The organism is Streptomyces sp. MNU76 (assembly GCF_020982545.1).
In the GTDB taxonomy this organism is placed as follows: domain Bacteria; phylum Actinomycetota; class Actinomycetes; order Streptomycetales; family Streptomycetaceae; genus Streptomyces.
This window is the reverse complement of sequence record NZ_JAJKLK010000001.1, coordinates 1,239,976-1,259,148: the sequence shown is the minus strand read 5'-3', so window position 1 is coordinate 1,259,148 and position 19,173 is coordinate 1,239,976. Positions and strand designations below refer to the sequence as shown.

Below are 19,173 nucleotides of genomic sequence, written 5' to 3'. Positions count from 1 at the left end.
GTGGCGAAGCGAAGCGATCAGTGGTGGCCGTGGCCGCTCGTGATCTCCTTGTACTCCTCGACGGTGGGCTTGGCGATCTGGCTGTCCTCGCCGTAGTAACCCCGGTTCAGCTTGACGCGGACCTTCTCCAGGCGCGACACCTTGCGGGCGACACCGTTCTCGTCGACCGCGGGGCCGAGCTCGGCCGGCTTGTACTGCTCGTGCGCCGTGAGCGTGTGCAGCTGCTCCTGGCTGAGCGGCTCGTGGACCTCGATGAACTCACCGTGCGGCAGGCGCTTGATGATGCCGGTCTCGCGACCGTGCAGGATCTTGTCCTTGTCGCGGCGCTGCAGGCCGAGGCAGATGCGCTTGGTGATGATGAACGCGAGGACCGGGGCCACGAAGAACGCGATCCGGACGAACCAGGTGATGGCGTTGATCGACAGGTGGAAGTGGGTCGCCCAGAGGTCGTTTCCACCACCGATCAGCAGGACCATGTACCAGGTGATCCAGGCGACACCGAAACCGGTCCGTGTCGGCGCGTTGCGCGGGCGGTCCAGGATGTGGTGCTCGCGCTTGTCGCCGGTGACCCAGGACTCGATGAAGGGGTAGACCGCGATCGCGGCCAGCACCAGCGGGAAGATCACCAGCGGAATGAACACGCCCAGGACGAGCGTGTGACCCCAGAAGTTGATCTCCCAGCCCGGCATGACACGGATCAGCCCCTCGGAGAAGCCCATGTACCAGTCGGGCTGGGCGCCGGTCGACACCTGGTCCGGACGGTAGGGGCCGATGTTCCAGATCGGGTTGATCGTGGCGATCGCCGAGATGGCCGCGATGACACCGAAGACCAGGAAGAAGAAACCGCCGGCCTTCGCCATGTACACGGGGAGCAGCGGCATGCCGACGACGTTGTTGTTCGTCTTTCCGGGACCCGCGAACTGGGTGTGCTTGTGGTAGAAGACCAGGATCAGGTGCGCCACCACGAGGCCGAGCATGATGCCCGGCAGCAGCAGGATGTGGACCGAGTAGAAGCGGGCCACGAAGTCGCCGCCCGGGAACTCCCCGCCGAAGAGGAAGAACGACAGGTACGTGCCGACGATCGGCACGGACAGGACAGCGCCCTCCATGAAGCGGACACCGGTGCCGGAGAGCAGGTCGTCCGGGAGCGAGTAACCGGTGAAGCCGGTGAACATGCCGAGGACGAACAGCAGGAAGCCGAACAGCCAGTTGACCTCACGCGGCTTGCGGAACGCGCCCGTGAAGAACACACGCATCATGTGCACGAACATGCCGGCGAGGAAGATCAGAGCCGCCCAGTGGTGGATCTGCCGGATCAGCAGACCACCGCGCACCTCGAAGGAGATGTGCATGGTCGAGTTGAACGCCTCGGACATCAGCTGGCCCTGCAGCGGGACGTAGCTGCCGTGGTACTCCACCTCGTTCATCGACGGGTGGAAGAACAGGGTCAGGTACACACCCGTGAGGATGATGATGATGAAGCTGTACAGGCAGATCTCGCCCAACATGAACGACCAGTGGTCGGGGAAGATCTTGCGCATGTTGGCCTTGGCCAGGGAGTAGATCCCGAGCCTGCCGTCGGCCCAGTCGGCGACGCGCTCGCCGGCCGGTGCCTTGCCGCGCGGGTCGCGCGCTTCGGTGCTGGTCGTGGTGCTCATCCGCGCTCCCAGAAGGCAGGGCCGACGGGCTCGTCGAAGTCGCTCACGGCTTCGAGGTAGCCGTCTTCACCGACGGTGATGTGCAGCTGCGGCAGGGCGTGCCCCGCAGGACCGAAGATCACTCGGGCGCCATCGGCGAGGTCGAAGGTGGACTGGTGGCAGGGGCAGAGGGCATGGTGCGTCTGCTGCTCGTACAGGGAGATCGGGCACCCCACGTGGGTACAGATCTTCGAGTACGCGAGGATGCCCTCGTGCGACCACTCCAGTGACTGCTTGTCCTTGATGTCGTTCGGCTGGATCCGAACGATCATCAGGGCGTCCTTGGCGATGTTCTTCTGGAAGTCGTGGTCGTGCTCGTCCAGGCCTTCCGGCATGGCGAAGGTCAGCGACCCGACCGCGACGTCGGAGGGACGCAGCGGCTCCATGGTGTTCATGTTGATGAGCTTCTTGCCCTTGGCCCACTGGGTGTGCCGCAGCTTGGTGCCCGGCAGCGGACCGAGGTCGCGCAGCAGGACGACGCCGGAGAGCGGGAACAGGGCCAGCGCGCCGAACATCGTGTTGCGGATCAGCTTGCGCCGGCCGAGCGCGGACTCCTTGGCACCCTGCTTGAAGTCGGCCAACACCTTGGCCTTGACCTCGGGGGCGGCCTCGATCGGGTGACGCTCGTCGGCGATCTCCACGTCCGACATCAGCGTGCGGGCCCAGTGGACCGCGCCCGCGCCGATGCAGAACAGGGCCAGCCCGAGGGTGAGCCCCAGCGCGAAGTTCAGTGCGCTGATGTGCCCGATCGGCCAGACGTAGATCGCCTTGTCGACGGGGATCGCCACGTAGGAGGCGATGAAGCCGACAGTCGACAGCATCGACACCGTGAACAGCAGGGCGACCGTGCGCTCGGACCGCTTGGCGGCCCGCTCGTCGATGTCCTGCACCCGGTGCTCGTGGGGCGGCAGGCCCGGGTCCGCGAAGGGGTTCTCCTCGTCCGCGACCGCGACCGCGCCGTGCGCGTCGTCCTGCTCTACGGGCAGGTTCTCTTCTGGAATCTTTTGGCTACTCATGACTTCTTGGCCTTTGCGGTCCGAGCGGCGACCCACACGGCGACGGCGATCAGCGAGCCGAGCCCGAACACCCAGCCGAAGAGGCCTTCGCTGACCGGGCCGAGCCCGCCGAGGCTGAGGCCACCGGGCTCCACGGTGTCGTCGCTGTTGACCGCGTCGAGGTACGCGATGATGTCCTTCTTGTTCTCCTCCGACAGCGTGGTGTCGGGGAAGGACGGCATGTTCTGCGGGCCCGTCTGCATGGCCTCGTAGATGTGCTTCGGGTCGACACCCTCAAGGGACGGCGCGTACTTGCCCTCGGACAGCGCACCACCCTTGCCGGTGAAGTTGTGGCACTGAGCGCAGTTGGTCCGGAAGAGTTCGCCGCCCTCGGCGATGTCCGCGCCCTCGGGGTCGTACTCGTTCTCGGTCGGGATCTCCGGGCCGGCGCCCAGGGAGGCGATGTACGCCGCGAGCTGGTCGATCTCGGCCTGCGAGTAGACGACCGGCTTCTTCGGGACCTGCGCGCCCGGCTGCTGGGCCGGCATACGGCCGGTGCCGACCTGGAAGTCGACGGCCGCCGCGCCCACACCCACGAGGCTGGGACCGTCGGAGGTGCCCTGACCGCCGGTGCCGTGGCAACTCGCGCAGCCGACGGCGTAGAGCTTCTTGCCCTCCTCGATGGTGAGGGTCTGCGCGGTTTCTTCGGCCACCGCCTTGTCCGCGGGCGCGAAGGCGGTGTACAGCCCCGCGCAGGCCGCCAGCGCGATGGTTAGGACGACGAGCGCCGCCAGCGGATGGCGTCGTCGTGCGGAGAGCTTTTTCACGGATTACCCCGGTGTCAGGATCTTCTGCGTCGGTGCTTCTGGAAGGGTCGTTCTCGGTGCGAGGCGGGCGCGTCAGTCGCCCGGCCCGGCCGCCGATCTACTTGATCATGTAGATCGTGGCGAAGAGGCCGATCCAGACGACATCGACGAAGTGCCAGTAGTAGGACACGACGATGGCCGCGGTCGCCTGCTCGTGGGTGAACCTCTTGGCCGCGTAGGTGCGTCCGAGGACCAGCAGGAAGGCGATGAGACCGCCCGTCACGTGCAGGCCGTGGAAGCCGGTGGTCAGGTAGAAGACCGAGCCGTACGGGTCGGACGAGAGCGACAGGCCCTCGTGCTTGACCAGCTCGGTGTATTCGAAGACCTGACCGCCGATGAAGACCGCACCCATCACGAACGTGACGATGAACCACATCCGGAGCTTCTTCACATCCCCGCGCTCGGCGGCGAACACGCCGAGCTGGCAGGTGAGGGAGGAGAGCACCAGGATCGTGGTGTTCGTCGCCGAGAACGGGAAGTTCAGGGTGTCGGCCTTCTCCGACCAGAACTCCGGACCGGTCACCGATCGCAGGGTGAAGTACATCGCGAAGAGGGCCGCGAAGAACATCAGCTCGGAACTCAACCAGATGATGGTTCCGACGCTGGTGAGGTTCGGCCGGTTGACCGACGGGTGCGCGTGCCCGGTTTCTACTGTCGTTGCTGTCGCCACGACCGACATTATGTCGGTCGCTTATCCCGCCCTCACTCCGGGGGGTGCCGTTCGGAGTGTTGCTCCCTTCCGTACCGGTGCTGACGTGGGGTTCGAGGGAGTAGCATCCGCGCATCGGGCCCTGTCCCTAAGACGCTGACGTCACGGAGGAACAATGCAGCCGACCGCCACGGTGCTGGTCTACAGCGACGACTCCAACACCCGGGAGCAGGTGCGGCTCGCGACCGGGCGCCGCCCCGCTCCGGACGTGCCGGCCGTGGAGTTCATCGAGTGTGCGACCCCCGCCGCCGTCATCAAGGAGCTGGACAGGGGCGGGATCGACGTCTGTGTCCTCGACGGCGAGGCCGTGCCCATGGGGGGCATGGGGGTGTGCCGGCAGATCAAGGACGAGATCTTCGAGTGCCCGCCGGCGCTGGTGCTCATCGGGCGGCCGCAGGACGCGTGGCTCGCCACGTGGAGCCGGGCGGACGCGGCGGTGACCCTGCCGGTGGAGCCGGTGGAGTTCGCGGCGGCGCTGGCCTCCCTGCTCCGCAACCGGCAGGCGCTGAGCGCCTAGGTCTGTCGTTTGGATCACGCCGGCTTCGGGCGACGGCGCCTGACGGCTGCCGGTGAGCGGGGCTTGGTACGTGCAGCTGCAAGGCGGAGGAGGGCGTCAACGCGGAGCGTTGGCAACTGACGACAACGCCGCAGATGTGCGCACCAAGCCCCGCGGCCCAGGCGTGATCCGAACGACAGGCCCTAGATCTCGCCTACACGGACTCGGGCCTCAGGCGAGCCTGCACCTGGGGTCCGGGTACTTCCTTCGTGCCGCCCACCAGGGCGCTGCCCTCGCGCCAGTTCTTCCAGTCGAGGTTCCAGTCGCCGTAGCCGTTGCCGAAGGGGGCCATGGTGTCACCGGCGGAGTTGACGACCTCGACGATGTCGCCCTCGTTGATGGTGTCGTAGAACCACTGGGCGTTGTCCATGCTCATGCCGGTGCAGCCGTGGCTGACGTTGGCGTACCCCTGGGAGCCGGTGGACCAGGGGGCGGCGTGGACGTACTCGCCGCTGTTGGTGACCCTGACGGAGTGGTGCACGGTCAGGTCGTAGAAGTCGGACGCGCCTATGCTGGCGCTGGTCATGCGAACGGTGCCTTCCTTGGCCAGTACCACCTTGACGCCGTTGCGGGTGTCGTAGCCGGGCATGCCGGTGGTGACCGGTATCCGCTTGACGACCTCGTCGTTCTTGTAGACGGTCATCTGGTGCGCGGCGGCGTCCGTGACGGCGACTATCTTGGCGCCGGTGGTCAGCTGGATCGGCTCGGCCTTCCCGCCCCAGAGCCGGTCGCCTATCTTGAGGCCCTCCAGGTTGCTGTGCACCCGGATCGTGGCCTCGGCCGGCCAGTACTCCTTGGGCCGGTAGTGCAGCTTCTTGTCGTCCACCCAGTGCCAGGCGCCCTCCGCGGCGGGCGTGGAGTCCACCTTGAGCGCCCGTTCGACGACGGACCGGGCGGCCTTGTCCTTGACCGGCCGACTGAGCTCGGCGGTGACGGGCTGGCCGACGCCGTACCGGCCCTCCTTCGGTCCGAAGGTGACGTTCAGGCGCTTCTTGGTGAGCGGGCGGCCGGTGTCGAAGGCGACGGTCTCACGGCCGGGGGCGCCGTCCTCGTCCTCGGTGCTCACGTGGACCGTGTAGCGGGCGTTGGCGGCGAGCGGTGACGTGGAGCGCCAGCGACCCCCGTCCTCGGAGAGTTCGCCCGCCACATAGCGTCCAGCGGCGTCCACGGCGGTGACGTCGGTGATGCGTCCGTCGTCCTTGGCGGTGACTTCCAGCGGCTTGTCCGGGTCGGCCTTCTCGCCGTCGCCGGAGGGGGTGTTGAAGGAGACGTGGTCGGCCGCGTCGTACGGCGTGCCCGAGAGGGGGTGGCCACCGGAACCGCAGGCGCTGACGCCCGCTCCCAGGGAGACCACCAGCAGGGCGCCGCTGACGACCGTGCGGTTACGGGGTGAGGTGTTCATGGGTTCAACGTAGGAACGGCCGGCGGGCGTGGCGCGTCGGGTGAGCCGAGTGGGCTACGCGCGGCGTGGCGAAAGGGGGAAGCCCGGACCTCCACTCGGAGTGTCCGGGCTTCCGTGCGCGCGGTGCGTGCTACAGGCGCGTGCTACTGGTTCTGGTTCTCGCCGCGGTAGTACTCGAAGACCCAGCCCCACAGACCGATCAGGATGATCGGGGTGGAGAAGTACAGCAGCCACCAGCCGAAGACGACGCCCATGAAGGCGAGCGCGCCACCCACGCCCAGGGCGAGGGGCTGCCAGCTGTGCGGGCTGAAGAAGCCCAGCTCACCGGCGTCGTCCGCGACGTCGGCCTCCTTGTCGTCCTGCGCGCCCACGTCGACCCGCCGGGCCGTGAAGGCCAGGTAGTAGCCGACCATGATGCACAGGCCGAAGGCCAGGAAGAGCGCCGTGGTGCCGGCCGGCTCCTTCGACCACACGCCATAGACGATCGCCATGGCGAGGACGAAGACGCTCAGCCAGATGAACATCTTGCCTTGGACCTTCACTTGCCGGCCTCCTTGCCGCTGGCAGCGAGCTCGCCTGCCGCCGGGCCGCCGTGCGCGAGCTGTTCGAGCGCGGCGATCTCCGGGTGGTGCAGGTCGAACGCCGGGGATTCACTGCGGATCCGCGGCAGGGTGAGGAAGTTGTGCCGCGGCGGCGGGCAGGAGGTCGCCCACTCCAGGGAGCGGCCGTAGCCCCACGGGTCGTCCACGCCGACGGGCTTGCCGTACTTGGCGGTCTTCCACACGTTGTAGAGGAACGGCAGGATCGACAGACCGAGCACGAACGAGGCGATCGTGGAGATCGTGTTGAGCGCGGTGAAGCCGTCGGCCGCGAGGTAGTCCGCGTACCGGCGCGGCATGCCCTCCGCGCCCAGCCAGTGCTGGACGAGGAAGGTGCCGTGGAAGCCGATGAACAGCGTCCAGAAGGTGATCTTGCCGAGACGCTCGTCGAGCATCTTGCCCGTCATCTTCGGCCACCAGAAGTGGAAGCCGGAGAACATCGCGAACACCACGGTGCCGAAGACGACGTAGTGGAAGTGCGCCACCACGAAGTACGAGTCGGAGACGTGGAAGTCCATCGGAGGCGAGGCCAGGATGACACCGGTCAGACCACCGAAGGTGAAGGTGATCAGGAAGCCGGTCGCCCAGAGCATCGGTGTCTCGAAGGACAGCGAGCCCTTCCACATCGTGCCGATCCAGTTGAAGAACTTCACGCCGGTCGGTACGGCGATGAGGAACGTCATGAAGGAGAAGAACGGCAGCAGCACACCACCGGTGACGTACATGTGGTGCGCCCACACCGTCACCGAGAGGCCGGCGATCGCGATGGTCGCGCCGATCAGGCCCATGTAGCCGAACATCGGCTTGCGGGAGAAGACCGGGATGACCTCGGAGATGATGCCGAAGAACGGCAGGGCGATGATGTACACCTCTGGATGACCGAAGAACCAGAAGAGGTGTTGCCAGAGCAGCGCTCCGCCGTTGGCCGGGTCGAAGATGTGCGCGCCGAACTTGCGGTCCGCCTCCAGGGCGAACAGCGCGGCCGCGAGGACCGGGAAGGCGAGCAGGACCAGGACACCGGTCAGCAGCACGTTCCAGGTGAAGATCGGCATGCGGAACATCGTCATGCCGGGCGCGCGCATGCAGATGATCGTGGTGATGAAGTTGACCGAGCCGAGGATCGTGCCGAAGCCGGAGAAGGCCAGACCCATGATCCACATGTCGGCGCCGATGCCCGGGCTGCGGACCGCGTCCGACAGCGGGCTGTAGGCGAACCAGCCGAAGTCGGCCGCGCCCTGCGGGGTGAGGAAGCCACCGACCGCGATGAGCGAGCCGAAGAGGTACAGCCAGTACGCGAACATGTTCAGCCGCGGGAACGCCACGTCGGGCGCGCCGATCTGCAGCGGCATGATCCAGTTGGCGAATCCGGCGAACAGCGGCGTCGCGAACATCAGCAGCATGATCGTGCCGTGCATCGTGAACGCCTGGTTGAACTGCTCGTTCGACATGATCTGCGTACCCGGGCGGGCGAGCTCGGCGCGCATGAAGAGCGCCATGACGCCGCCGATGCAGAAGAACGCGAACGACGTGACCAGGTACAGGGTGCCGATGGTCTTGTGGTCGGTGGTGGTCAGCCACTTCACCACCACGTTGCCGGGCTGCTTGCGCCGGACGGGCAGCTCGTCCTCGTACGAGCCCTCGTCTGCGGCGGTGCCCTGGGGTTCGTTGACGATGCTCACAGCTGGTTCACCTCCCGGTCCTTCTCGTGCTGCGTCTGCTCGATGCCCGCCGGGACATAACCGGTCTGGCCCTTCTCGGCCAGCTCCTTCAGGTGCTGCTCGTACCGCTCCTGGGAGACGACCTTCACGTTGAAGAGCATCCGGGAGTGGTCGACGCCGCACAGCTCGGCGCACTTGCCGAGGAAGGTGCCCTCCTGATTGGGCGTCACCTGGAACACGTTGGTGTGGCCCGGGATGACGTCCTGCTTCATCAGGAACGGCACGACCCAGAAGGAGTGGATGACGTCACGCGAGGTCAGCACGAAGCGGACCGTCTTGCCCTCGGGCAGCCACAGGGTGGGGCCGGGGTTGCCGGTCTGCGGGTTCTTGTCGCCGGGGATGCCGCAGCTGTAGACGCCGCCCGCGTTGTCCGGGAACTGGTTCTTCCACTTGGTGGGAACCGCTGCCAGGTTCTCGTCGGTCTTCGCGTCGCCGGTGGAGCCTTCGACGTTCTCGATGTAGTTGAAGCACCAGCTCCACTGGAAGCCGACCACGTTGACCGTGAGGTCGGGCTTCTTCGACGTGTCGAGGAGCTTCGACTCGTCGCGGGCGGTGAAGTAGAAGAGCACCGAGACGATGATCAGCGGGACGACCGTGTACAGCGCCTCGATGGGCATGTTGTACCGGGTCTGTGGGGGAACTTCGACCTTGGTGCGGCTGCGCCGGTGGAAGAAAGCACTCCACAGGATCAGGCCCCACACCAGCACGCCCGTGGCGAGCGCGGCCGCCCACGACCCCTGCCACAGGGAGAGGATCCGCGGAGCCTCTTCCGTGGTCGGGGTGGGCATACCCAGGCGGGGGAAGTCCTCCCATGTGCAACCGGTTGCGGTTGCCAGGACCAGGCCTGCGGTCATTGCCTGCAGCAGCTTCCGCCGCATCGGGCGCCGCGGCGAGCGGTCGGAGCCGTTGGGACTCACGTAGCGCCTTCCCGAGAGTCTCGCCCGCGCGGTATGGCTGCGGCCTTCTCGCTGGTCGGTCGCCGCCCTGCGACGGGCAGGGGTTTGGATGTTTATGCGGACCAAACCCTACTGGACGCGTTTTGGGGTCGCGCGGGGAGGGGGGCCCAACACTCCGCGGGTCATGCCGAGCGCCTAATAGCTCGGGGGTTCGGGTGATTTGGCGGGTGCGCGAGCGTTGTGGCCGTTCGCGCGGTTCCCCGCGCCCCTTTGCTGCCGGCCCGAGGCTTTAGCGTTGAGGTGTGGCCTACTTCGACTCCGCTTCCTCCGCTCCCCTTCATCCCGTCGCTCGGCAGGCGCTGATGGCCTCGCTGGACGAAGGGTGGGCCGATCCCGCGCGGTTGTACCGGGAGGGGCGGCGGGCCCGGCTGTTGCTCGACGCCGCCCGGGAGGCCGCGGCCGAGGCGGTCGGATGCCGGGCGGACGAACTGGCCTTCACCTCGTCGGGGACCCGGGCGGTGCACTCGGGGATCGCGGGGGTGCTGGCCGGGCGGCGACGGGTGGGCCGCCACCTGATCGTGTCGTCGGTCGAACACTCTTCGGTGCTGCACACGGCGGAGGCGCACGAGGCCGACGGCGGGACGGTCACCCGGGTGGCGGTGGCCCGCACGGGGTCGGTCGCCGTGTCCTCCTACGCCGAGGCCCTGCGCCCCGACACGGCGCTCGCGTGTCTGCAGTCGGCCAACCACGAGGTGGGAACCGAGCAGCCGGTGGCCGAGGTGGCGGATGCCTGCCGGGCGGCGGGCGTGCCGCTGCTGGTGGACGCGGCGCAGTCGCTCGGATGGGGGCGGGTGAACGGGGACTGGTCGGTGTTGACCGGCAGTGCCCACAAATGGGGCGGACCCTCCGGAGTCGGGCTGCTCGTCGTCCGCAAGGGGGTGCGGTTCGTGGCGCATGGGCCCGCCGACGAGCGGGAGTCGGGGCGGGCGGCGGGCTTCGAGAACATCCCGGCGATCGTGGCGGCCGCCGCGTCGCTGCGGGCCGTACGGGCCGGGGCCGACGAGGAGGCCGTGCGGCTGCGGGAGTTGACGGAGCGGATCCGGGCGCGGGTGCCCTCGCTGGTGCCGGACGTGGAGGTGGTGGGCGACCCGGAGCGCCGGCTGCCGGGGATCGTCACCTTCTCCTGTCTCTATGTCGATGGGGAGACATTGCTGCACGAGCTGGACCGCGAGGGCTTCTCCGTCTCCTCCGGGTCCTCCTGCACGAGCAGCACGCTGACGCCGAGCCATGTGCTGCGCGCCATGGGGGTGCTGAGCGAGGGGAACGTCCGGGTGTCGCTGCCGGCCGGGGCGGCGGCCGAGGACGTCGAGCGGTTCCTGTCCGTGCTGCCGGGGACGGTCGCGACCGTACGGGAGAAGCTGGGGGCGCCGGTGACCGGCACCGTCACGGCCGTCCAGGAGGACACCCTCGTCGTGGACGCCCTCGGCAAGCGGTGCCCGGTCCCCGTCATCGAGCTGGCCAAGGTGATCGGGGACATCCCCGTCGGCGGCACCGTCCGCGTCCTGTCGGACGACGAGGCGGCCCGCCTGGACATCCCGGCGTGGTGCGAGATGCGGGGCCAGGAGTATGTGGGCGAGGAGCCGGTGGAGCGGGGCGCGGCGTACGTGGTGCGCCGGGTGAGCTGACGGGCGCCCCGCGCCCCTGAGATGAGGCCGCAGGCCTCTCTTCAGGGGCGCGGGGCTGTGTCTTCTATGCGGCTCCGCCGCGTGGGCGCGACCAGCCACATCGGACCCGCGGCCGACAACGCGCCGACCACGGCAACCCGGTGGTCGCCCCGGCCCACCTCAGCTCAGGTGCTTCTTCACTTCCGCCGCCGCCTCGTCCCCGTAGGCCTTCTCGAACCGATCCATGAAGTGCGCCCGGCGCAACGCGTACTCCTGCGTACCCACCGTCTCGATGACCAGCGTGGCGAGCATGCAGCCCACCTGCGACGCCCGCTCCAGCGAGACGCCCCAGGCCAGGCCCGAGAGGAACCCCGCGCGGAACGCGTCCCCGACACCCGTGGGATCGGCCTTGCGCTCCTCCTCGGGGCAGCCGACCTCGATGGGGTCCTCGCCGTCCCGCTCGACGCGGACACCGCGCGAGCCGAGCGTGGTCACCCGGTGGCCCACCTTCGCCAGGATCTCCGCGTCCGACCAGCCGGTCTTCGACTCGATGAGGCCCTTCTCGTACTCGTTGGAGAAGAGGTACGTGGCGCCGTCCAGCAGTATCCGGATCTCGTCGCCGTCCATGCGGGCGATCTGCTGGGAGAAGTCCGCGGCGAACGGGATGTTGCGGGAGCGGCACTCCTCGGTGTGGCGGAGCATCGCCTCCGGGTCGTCCGCGCCGATCAGGACAAGGTCGAGGCCGCCGACCCGGTCGGCGACGGTCTTGAGCTCGATGAGGCGGGCCTCGCTCATCGCGCCGGTGTAGAAGGAGCCGATCTGGTTGTGGTCGGCGTCCGTGGTGCACACGAAGCGGGCCGTGTGCAGCGTCTCGGAGATACGCACGGAGGCCGTGTCCACCCCGTGCCGGTCGAGCCACGCGCGGTACTCGTCGAAGTCGGCGCCCGCCGCGCCGACCAGGATCGGCCGCGTGCCGAGCTGCCCCATGCCGAACGCGATGTTCGCGCCGACACCGCCTCGACGTACGTCGAGCTGGTCGACGAGGAAGGAGAGGGAGACCGTGTGCAGCTGGTCCGCGACGAGTTGGTCGGCGAAGCGGCCCGGGAAGGTCATCAGATGGTCGGTGGCGATGGAGCCGGAGACTGCGATACGCACGGCGAGGACACACTCCTGCGAAGGGAGAGGGGATTGACAGTTCACGCTACCGGGTCGTCCAGCCGGCCTGAAGCAGGCAAAACTACCCGATAGTAGGTCTTTCTTCGTGAGGTTTCCGGTGCGTACGGTGCCGTTATGACGAACCCCGAGATCCACGGCACCGTTCCGTTCGACCTCGACGGCGACCTCGCGGCGCTGCGTGGCGACTGCGCCAGGATGGCTCCGCACTGGGCGGCCCCCACGAAGGTCATTACGGCCCCGGTGTCTCCTTCGCTCATTCACGGGGTGAGGGTGCCGGTGACGTCAGCGCGGCTGGTGGACGCGATGCCGGTGTACGGCGACTGAGGGAACCATCGGCTCCTCCGCCGCGTCTCATCGCTGTCCCCCGTATAGGGGAGGCGGTGTACGACCTGCCGAAGGAGCGATGCGGTGAACCCCGAGCGACCCGACAACCCCGAGAACCCGGACGAGGGCCCCGAGCCCGACGCCCCGGAGGAACTCGGGGCTGCGGGCGCGCCCGGGAAGACCGCGAAGCCGGAAAAGCCGGAGAACCCGGAGAAGCCGGAGGGGACCAAGCAGGCCGAAGGGACCGAGAAGGCTGAGGGGACCGGGCAGGCCGAGGGGACCGAGGAGGCTACCGATGCGGTGTCGGCACCCGCTTCGGATGCCAGTCCGGCTTCCACCGCAGCTCCGGCTTCAGCTTCCGCTCCGGCTTCCGCCTCCGATACGGCCTCCGATACGGATGCCAGTCCGGCTTCGGCTCCGCATCCCGCCGCCGCGCACAGTGACCCCGGCACCCGCCCTCGGCCCCCGCGTTCGCGGCTGGTCGTGGCCTCCGTCGCGGCCGCCGTGTTGGTGATCGGTGGTGGCGGGGCGCTCCTCGCCTCGTCCTCCTCCGGCGGGTCCGGCGGCACCGGCGGGCGCTCCGGCTCGCCCGGCGGTGGCGGCACTCCCCCGCCTCTCGCGCTCGACGGGTACACCGGCGACGGTTCGAACGGCATCGCGCCCGGTGAACCCGACCCCAACGGGGTGACCTATCGCGCGGACGGCGACCTGCCCGAGGGGCCCGGCTCCGCCGCCGTCCACGTGGTCAAGGGCGAGGTGACGGCCGCGGAGGTCGCGCGGCTGGCGAAGGCCCTCGGGGTGGCGGGCAAGCCGACCGCCGAGGGTGAGGCCTGGCAGGTGGGGGCGGCCGGGGACGGTTCGGGACCCGTGCTGCGGGTGAACAAGCAGGCGCCGGGGACCTGGACCTTCAACCGGTACACGCCGGGCACCGACAACTGCCGGAAGGTCGACGTCTGCACCTCGGGCACCGTCGAGAGCGGGGACCCGGTGAGCGAGGCGGTCGCCAGGAAGGCGGCGGCACCCGTGCTCAAGGCCGTCGGCCAGGACGACGCCAAGCTCGACGCCGGTCAGCTGATGGGCGCCGTACGGGTCGTGAACGCCGATCCCGAGGTGGGTGGGCTGCCCACGTACGGCTGGTCGACCGGTGTCCAGGTCGGCGCCGACGGTCAGGTGGTCGGCGGCAGCGGCAACCTGAAGTCGCCGGTGAAGAGCGACACGTACCCCGTCGTGGACGCGGAACGGGCGCTGGAGCTGTTGAACGGCTCGGGCCAGGGCGTCGGCACCGAGCGTGGCGGCATCGGCGGCTGCACCGGCCCCGTGCCGCTGGAGGGCGAGAACGGGACGGCCGGGGAGAAGGGCACGGTCGTCGCGGACGAGACGCCGTGCGAGCGGATGACCGCGCTACCGAAGCCGGAGCCGGTCACCGTCGAGAACGCGGTGTTCGGGCTCGCGTCGCATCCGGTGGACGGTCACCCGGCACTGGTGCCGTCGTGGATGTTCGAGGTGCGGCCGACGGGTGCCGGGGACAACTACACCGTGACGCATCCGGCGGTCGATCCGAAGTATCTGGCCTCCCCCGAGCCGCGCTCGGAGCCGACCGAGCGGCCCGGCGAGCCGGGTGACACCCCGCCGACCGGCGCGGACTCGCACGACGTGCAGGTGCAGGGCTACACGGTCGACGGGAACGAGCTGACCGTGTCCTTCTGGGGTGGCGTCTGCAGCGACTACTCGGCCTCGGTGAGCGAGGAGTCGGGCGAGGTGAGGGTCACCGTGACCGACACTCCGTGGGAGGGCAAGGTCTGCATCATGATCGCCAAGGTGGTGGAGCGGACGGTGCCGCTGGAGAAGCCGCTGGGCGACCGGAAGGTGGTCGGGTCGGACGGCAGGGAGATCCCCGAGGGCGGGATCGCGGAGTCGCAGCCCCGATAGGCAGCCCCGGTGGCCCCGTCGGCCGCGGACGACGAAGGCGGCGACCCCCTCGGAGGGGGTCGCCGCCTTCTCGTGCCGACTGGCGCGTGTGGCGCGCCACCGCGCGGGCGGGGTTCAGCTGAAGGAGTCGCCGCAGGCGCAGGAACCCGTCGCGTTCGGGTTGTCGATGGTGAAGCCCTGCTTCTCGATGGTGTCGACGAAGTCGATGGTGGCGCCGCCCAGGTACGGGGCGCTCATGCGGTCGGTGACGACCTTCACACCGTCGAAGTCCTTCTCCACGTCGCCGTCGAGCGAGCGCTCGTCGAAGAAGAGCTGGTAACGCAGGCCGGAGCAGCCGCCGGGCTGAACGGCGACGCGCAGCGCCAGGTCGTCCCGGCCTTCCTGGTCGAGCAGGGCCTTGACCTTGGCCGCGGCGGCGTCGGTCACGATGATGCCGTCGGTGACGGTGCCGGTCTCGTCCGATACGGACATCTACATCTCTCCCGGGTTGTACGGAGACTGCTTGCCGACGATTGCAACCGCCGGGGTCCCGGATTCATTCCGGGGCGCGCGGATTCGTTCGCGTCTCTCTTCATGCTCGCACATGGCCGCCGGAGTGGGCACCGAGCCGCTGATGGGTGTGGACATCGCCACGCCGGGATTCATGTCACATCGACGCTATGGGCATCGTCAAAGTGACGTGAAGCGGTTATGATAGATAGCGTCAATTCGACGAAAAGGATAGCCCGAATGTCCCGCCGACCCTCCCCCGGGCGGCGAGCCGCAGAACAGAAAGGGTGCGTGTCGTGACCACCGCCCAGACCCAGGAGCTCGACGTACAGCCGACGCCCCTCGCCCTGCTGCTGCTCGGCCGCGAGGCCGACCCGAGGAGCGAGCGCGGTGTCGAGTGCCCGGGCGACCTCCCCTCCCCGTCCGACCCCGACCTGGTGGAGCGCGCCCGCGCGGCCAAGGAGAAGCTCGGGGACAAGGTCTTCGTGCTCGGCCACCACTACCAGCGCGACGAGGTCATCCAGTTCGCGGACGTCACGGGCGACTCCTTCAAGCTGGCCCGCGACGCGGCGGCCCGCCCCGAGGCCGAGTACATCGTGTTCTGCGGTGTGCACTTCATGGCCGAGTCCGCGGACATCCTCACCGGCGACGACCAGAAGGTCGTGCTGCCGGACCTGGCCGCCGGGTGCTCGATGGCCGACATGGCCACCGCCGAGCAGGTCGCCGAGTGCTGGGACGTGCTGACCGAGGCCGGCATAGCCGAGCAGGTCGTGCCCGTCTCGTACATGAACTCCTCCGCCGACATCAAGGCCTTCACCGGCAAGCACGGCGGCACGATCTGCACCTCGTCGAACGCGAAGCGGGCCCTGGACTGGGCCTTCGAGCAGGGTGAGAAGGTCCTCTTCCTGCCGGACCAGCACCTGGGGCGCAACACCGCCGTGCGGGACATGGGCATGTCGCTGGACGACTGCGTCCTCTACAACCCGCACAAGCCGAACGGCGGCCTCACGGTCCAGCAGCTGCGCGACGCGAAGATGATCCTGTGGCGGGGGCACTGCTCGGTGCACGGACGCTTCAGCCTGCAGTCCGTGAACGACGTACGGGAGCGGATCCCGGGCGTCAACGTGCTGGTCCACCCCGAGTGCAAGCACGAGGTCGTGGCGGCGGCGGACTACGTCGGGTCGACCGAGTACATCATCAAGGCGCTGGAGGCCGCGCCCGCCGGTTCCAAGTGGGCGATCGGCACCGAGCTGAACCTGGTGCGACGGCTGGCGAACCGTTTCGCGCCCGAGGGCAAGGAGATCGTGTTCCTCGACCGCACGGTCTGCTTCTGCTCGACGATGAACCGCATCGACCTCCCCCACCTGGTGTGGACCCTGGAGTCCCTCGCCGAGGGCACCCTCGTCAACCGCATCGAGGTCGACAAGGAGACGGAGGCGTTCGCGAAGCTGGCGCTGGAGCGGATGCTGGCGCTGCCGTAACCCTTCTCCGGCGCCTGCGTACCGCGCCTTCGGCACCGCCTCGTGGGCCCCGGCCCCGCGCTCACCCCGACACGGGCTCCCGGTCGGGGTGAGCGGGGTCGACGGAGAAGAGGGTGCCGTCCGGGACGGCCACGGCCACCGTTCCCTCGTGGGGCAGTGCCCAGGGCTCGCCCTGGACGGACGAGATGGGCGTGGCGCGGGGCAGCGTCTCCCAGAGCAGGGTGCCCTTGAGCCTGTCGAGCGCCGCGACCCTTCCGGTGGCGCTGGCCAGGTAGAAGGTGTCCGAGGACGCGTCGTACCCGGGCGCGCCCGGTCGTTCCAGGCTGGTCCTGGTCCGCCACAGCACCTCGCCCGTGTGCGGTGACACGCCGGTCACCTGGCCGCCGGACCGGACGAACACCAGCACGCCGCCCACCAGGGCCGCTCGGCCCCGCCCGTCCTCGCCCTGCTTCGTCATCACCCTGGACCCGGTCTCCAGGTCCAGGAGCATGATCGTCTCGTACATCGGGTCGCCGCCGCGGGTCGCGTCGGTGTAGTCGGTGGCGTCCACGACCAGGACCAGATCTCCCTGCTTGACGCCGAGGAGTTCGCTGTCCAGCGGCACCTTCACGGTCCTGGCCGAGCCGTCGGCGCGGTCCACGACCAGGACCCGGGATTCCGAGTTCGCCGCCTTGGCGTCCCGGGCCACCGGCCGGCAGTGCGCGTACGTGCCCGCTCCGGCCGTGGTGAACGTGCAGTGGTGGCCGGCGGGCATCGGCAGGGACCAGAGCTCGGCCCCGGTACGCGGGGACCGCGCCGTGACCGTCACCCCGTCGGGTTCGGGAGTGAGGACGAGGTCCCCGGTCAGGGCCGTGTCGATGTCGGAGATGTCCACCCGCCGGGTCCACAGCTGCTCGCCGGTGTCCGCGTCGAGGGCGATGACATCGACCGGGTCGACCACGGGTTCGCCGCTGAAGACGGTCTGCTGCACGAGGACCGTGCCGTCCCTGACGCCGAGGACCGAGGCGTAGTACCGGTCCTGCTCGGTGGTCGCCGGCGCGATGTCCGCGCGCCAGACCGTCCTGCCCGTACGGCCGTCGACGCGGACCGGGAGGGCTCCCGCGCCGCCGCAGTAGACGTCGCCGCCGTGCACCTGGCAGGAGGGAGCGCCGCCGACGCCGCCGACGCCCGAGGGCAACGGTCGGCGTGCGCCCGCCGCGGCCTTCGCGAACACCGTCGTCTGCCAGGGCTTCCAGCCGCCGGGCGGTGGCGTCCAGCGGGAGGTCGGGGTCGGCGCGGGGGCCGCCGTGTCGGTCGTGTCCGCGCGGCCCGGCCCCAGCAGATAGGCGGTCAGCCCGAGGACCAGCGCGCCGACGGTACCGGTCGCGGCGAGCAGGGGACGGAGACGGCGTCGGCGGGCGGGGGGCGGCTCCGGCTCCGGGCCCGTGCCGATCTCCAGGTGGAACTCCGTGGCGGCGGCCGCGACCTCCTCGCGCCGGGGCACCACCGGCAGGGACCCCGGCTCCGGCTCCGGCAGAGCGGCCTCGAACTCCCGCGCCAGTTCGTCGAGTCCGGGGCGGTCGGCGGCCTCCTTGGCCAGGCTGCGTTCCAGCGCGGCCCGCAGGGGCGGGTCCACCCCGTCCAGCACGGGTTCGTCGTGGATCACCCGGTAGGCCGTCAGATAAGGGCTGTCCGCGTCGAAGGGACCCCGGCCGGTGGCGGCGTAGACCAGCAGGGTGCCCAGCGAGAACACGTCCGAGGCGGGGCCCGCCGTGCGGGCGTCGGTGAGCTGTTCCGGGGACATGAACGGCGGGGTGCCGATCATCTGGCCGGTCTCGGTCAGGGCGAGGTTCTCCGCCGCGCGCGAGATACCGAAGTCGATCACCCGGGGGCCGTCGTCCGCCATCAGCACATTGGCCGGCTTCAGGTCCCGGTGCACCACACCGGCCCGGTGGATCTCCCGCAGCGCCTCCACCAGCCCCAGGGCCAGGACGCGCAGCTCGGTGCCGTCGAGCGGGCCGTGGTCGCGGATGCGCTGGGCGAGCGAGCGGCCGGGCACGTACTGGGTGGCCATCCAGGGGCGCTCCGCCTCCGGGTCGGCGTCGACGACCGCCGCGGTGAAGGCGCCGCTGACCTTGCGGACGGCCTCGATCTCCTGGCGGAACCGGCTGCGGAACACGGCGTCCTGCGCGTACTGGGCGTGCACCACCTTCACGGCGACCTCGCGCCCGGAGCGGGATCTCGCCCGGTAGACGACACCCATTCCGCCGGTGCCGAGCCGGTCGACCACCTTGTACCCGCCGACCGATCCGGGGTCGTCGCTGCGCAGCGGCACGCCCTGGTCCCTCCCCCCGATGCGGACAGGCCCCAGCAGCCCGACCAGCCGTTCGAGGCACAGGATACGTAAGGGCGACGCGCGACGGCCGGGTCGCGGAACCATGTGGTTCCACGACCCGGCCGCCCGGGACCTTCGGGGGTTGCCAACCGCTTGTCGGGAAGTGCGCACGAGGGCGAATTAGCTCGATCGTGTGATGGCCGGCTTCCGGGCTTGCAACAGTGTGGGCTGTCCGGACTACGGTGACCGGGCGATCTGGGACGCCGGGTACGGTGCCAGCGTGCGGGGCCCCCGCTCCACCGGAGTGATGGTCCGGGGCCTCCCCGTCGCCTCTGGCCGTACCCATCTGGCCAGGTCG

At 69.4% G+C, this 19,173-nt stretch carries 16 protein-coding genes; 5 read left to right on the top strand and 11 right to left on the bottom strand.

All coding sequences use genetic code 11. The features are described from left to right. Window positions 1-17: 17 nt before the first annotated feature. The 4 genes from E4N62_RS05420 to E4N62_RS05405 form a co-directional block, all read right to left on the bottom strand. The gene (locus E4N62_RS05420) at window positions 18-1,658 is read right to left on the bottom strand and encodes a cytochrome bc complex cytochrome b subunit (RefSeq protein ID WP_230212156.1); all 1,641 of its coding nucleotides are present in this window, start codon (window positions 1,656-1,658) and stop codon (window positions 18-20) included. Next, entirely contained in the window at window positions 1,655-2,713 is a 1,059-nt protein-coding gene (locus E4N62_RS05415) for a ubiquinol-cytochrome c reductase iron-sulfur subunit (RefSeq protein WP_230212154.1), read from the bottom strand. The genes E4N62_RS05420 and E4N62_RS05415 overlap by 4 nt, the downstream gene beginning before the upstream one ends. Continuing rightward, entirely contained in the window at window positions 2,710-3,519 is an 810-nt protein-coding gene (locus E4N62_RS05410; protein WP_220649383.1) for a c-type cytochrome, read from the bottom strand. The genes E4N62_RS05415 and E4N62_RS05410 overlap by 4 nt, the downstream gene beginning before the upstream one ends. 97 nt (window positions 3,520-3,616) lie before the next feature. Next, on the bottom strand, window positions 3,617-4,237 hold the full coding sequence (locus E4N62_RS05405) for a heme-copper oxidase subunit III (protein ID WP_230212153.1): 621 nt from the start codon (window positions 4,235-4,237) through the stop codon (window positions 3,617-3,619). Window positions 4,238-4,382: 145 nt separating this feature from the next. Here E4N62_RS05405 and E4N62_RS05400 point away from each other — a divergent pair, with 145 nt between their 5' ends. Next, a complete protein-coding gene (locus E4N62_RS05400; protein ID WP_230212152.1) occupies window positions 4,383-4,784 on the top strand; it encodes a hypothetical protein in 402 nt (133 codons plus the stop codon). Window positions 4,785-4,977: 193 nt separating this feature from the next. On the opposite strand, the gene E4N62_RS05395 is transcribed toward E4N62_RS05400, so the two are convergent. The 4 genes from E4N62_RS05395 to coxB form a co-directional block, all read right to left on the bottom strand. Further along, window positions 4,978-6,225, bottom strand: a complete 1,248-nt coding sequence (locus tag E4N62_RS05395; protein ID WP_230212151.1) for an Ig-like domain-containing protein — start codon at window positions 6,223-6,225, stop codon at window positions 4,978-4,980. A 143-nt stretch (window positions 6,226-6,368) separates the two neighbouring features. Beyond that, entirely contained in the window at window positions 6,369-6,767 is a 399-nt protein-coding gene (locus E4N62_RS05390) for a cytochrome c oxidase subunit 4 (protein WP_033528182.1), read from the bottom strand. Next, complete coding sequence (gene ctaD, locus E4N62_RS05385; protein WP_230212150.1) at window positions 6,764-8,503, bottom strand: cytochrome c oxidase subunit I; 1,740 nt, start codon at window positions 8,501-8,503, stop codon at window positions 6,764-6,766. Before ctaD ends, E4N62_RS05390 begins: the two co-directional genes overlap by 4 nt. Continuing rightward, window positions 8,500-9,459, bottom strand: coding sequence for a cytochrome c oxidase subunit II (gene coxB / locus E4N62_RS05380; RefSeq protein WP_230212149.1), 960 nt, complete (start codon window positions 9,457-9,459; stop codon window positions 8,500-8,502). The genes ctaD and coxB overlap by 4 nt, the downstream gene beginning before the upstream one ends. A gap of 281 nt (window positions 9,460-9,740) precedes the next feature. On the opposite strand from coxB, the gene E4N62_RS05375 reads away from it, so the two are divergent. Continuing rightward, window positions 9,741-11,123, top strand: a complete 1,383-nt coding sequence (locus tag E4N62_RS05375; RefSeq protein WP_230212148.1) for a cysteine desulfurase/sulfurtransferase TusA family protein — start codon at window positions 9,741-9,743, stop codon at window positions 11,121-11,123. 159 nt (window positions 11,124-11,282) lie between these two features. Here E4N62_RS05375 and E4N62_RS05370 read toward each other — a convergent pair whose 3' ends face one another. Beyond that, complete coding sequence (locus tag E4N62_RS05370) at window positions 11,283-12,257, bottom strand: carbohydrate kinase family protein (protein WP_230212147.1); 975 nt, start codon at window positions 12,255-12,257, stop codon at window positions 11,283-11,285. Between the two features lie 135 nt (window positions 12,258-12,392). On the opposite strand from E4N62_RS05370, the gene E4N62_RS05365 reads away from it, so the two are divergent. Further along, a complete protein-coding gene (locus E4N62_RS05365; RefSeq protein WP_230212146.1) occupies window positions 12,393-12,602 on the top strand; it encodes a hypothetical protein in 210 nt (69 codons plus the stop codon). Between the two features lie 84 nt (window positions 12,603-12,686). Beyond that, a complete protein-coding gene (locus E4N62_RS05360; RefSeq protein ID WP_230212145.1) occupies window positions 12,687-14,531 on the top strand; it encodes a hypothetical protein in 1,845 nt (614 codons plus the stop codon). A 114-nt stretch (window positions 14,532-14,645) separates the two neighbouring features. Here the strand turns inward: E4N62_RS05360 and E4N62_RS05355 are convergent, their stop codons facing one another. After that, on the bottom strand, window positions 14,646-15,002 hold the full coding sequence (locus E4N62_RS05355) for an iron-sulfur cluster assembly accessory protein (RefSeq protein ID WP_059080740.1): 357 nt from the start codon (window positions 15,000-15,002) through the stop codon (window positions 14,646-14,648). A 314-nt stretch (window positions 15,003-15,316) separates the two neighbouring features. Here E4N62_RS05355 and nadA point away from each other — a divergent pair, with 314 nt between their 5' ends. Then, a complete protein-coding gene (gene nadA / locus E4N62_RS05350) occupies window positions 15,317-16,501 on the top strand; it encodes a quinolinate synthase NadA (RefSeq protein ID WP_184895094.1) in 1,185 nt (394 codons plus the stop codon). 61 nt (window positions 16,502-16,562) lie between these two features. On the opposite strand, the gene E4N62_RS05345 is transcribed toward nadA, so the two are convergent. Continuing rightward, window positions 16,563-18,815: a PQQ-binding-like beta-propeller repeat protein gene (locus E4N62_RS05345; protein ID WP_230212144.1), complete on the bottom strand. Its 2,253-nt coding sequence runs from the start codon at window positions 18,813-18,815 to the stop codon at window positions 16,563-16,565. Window positions 18,816-19,173 lie beyond the last annotated feature (358 nt).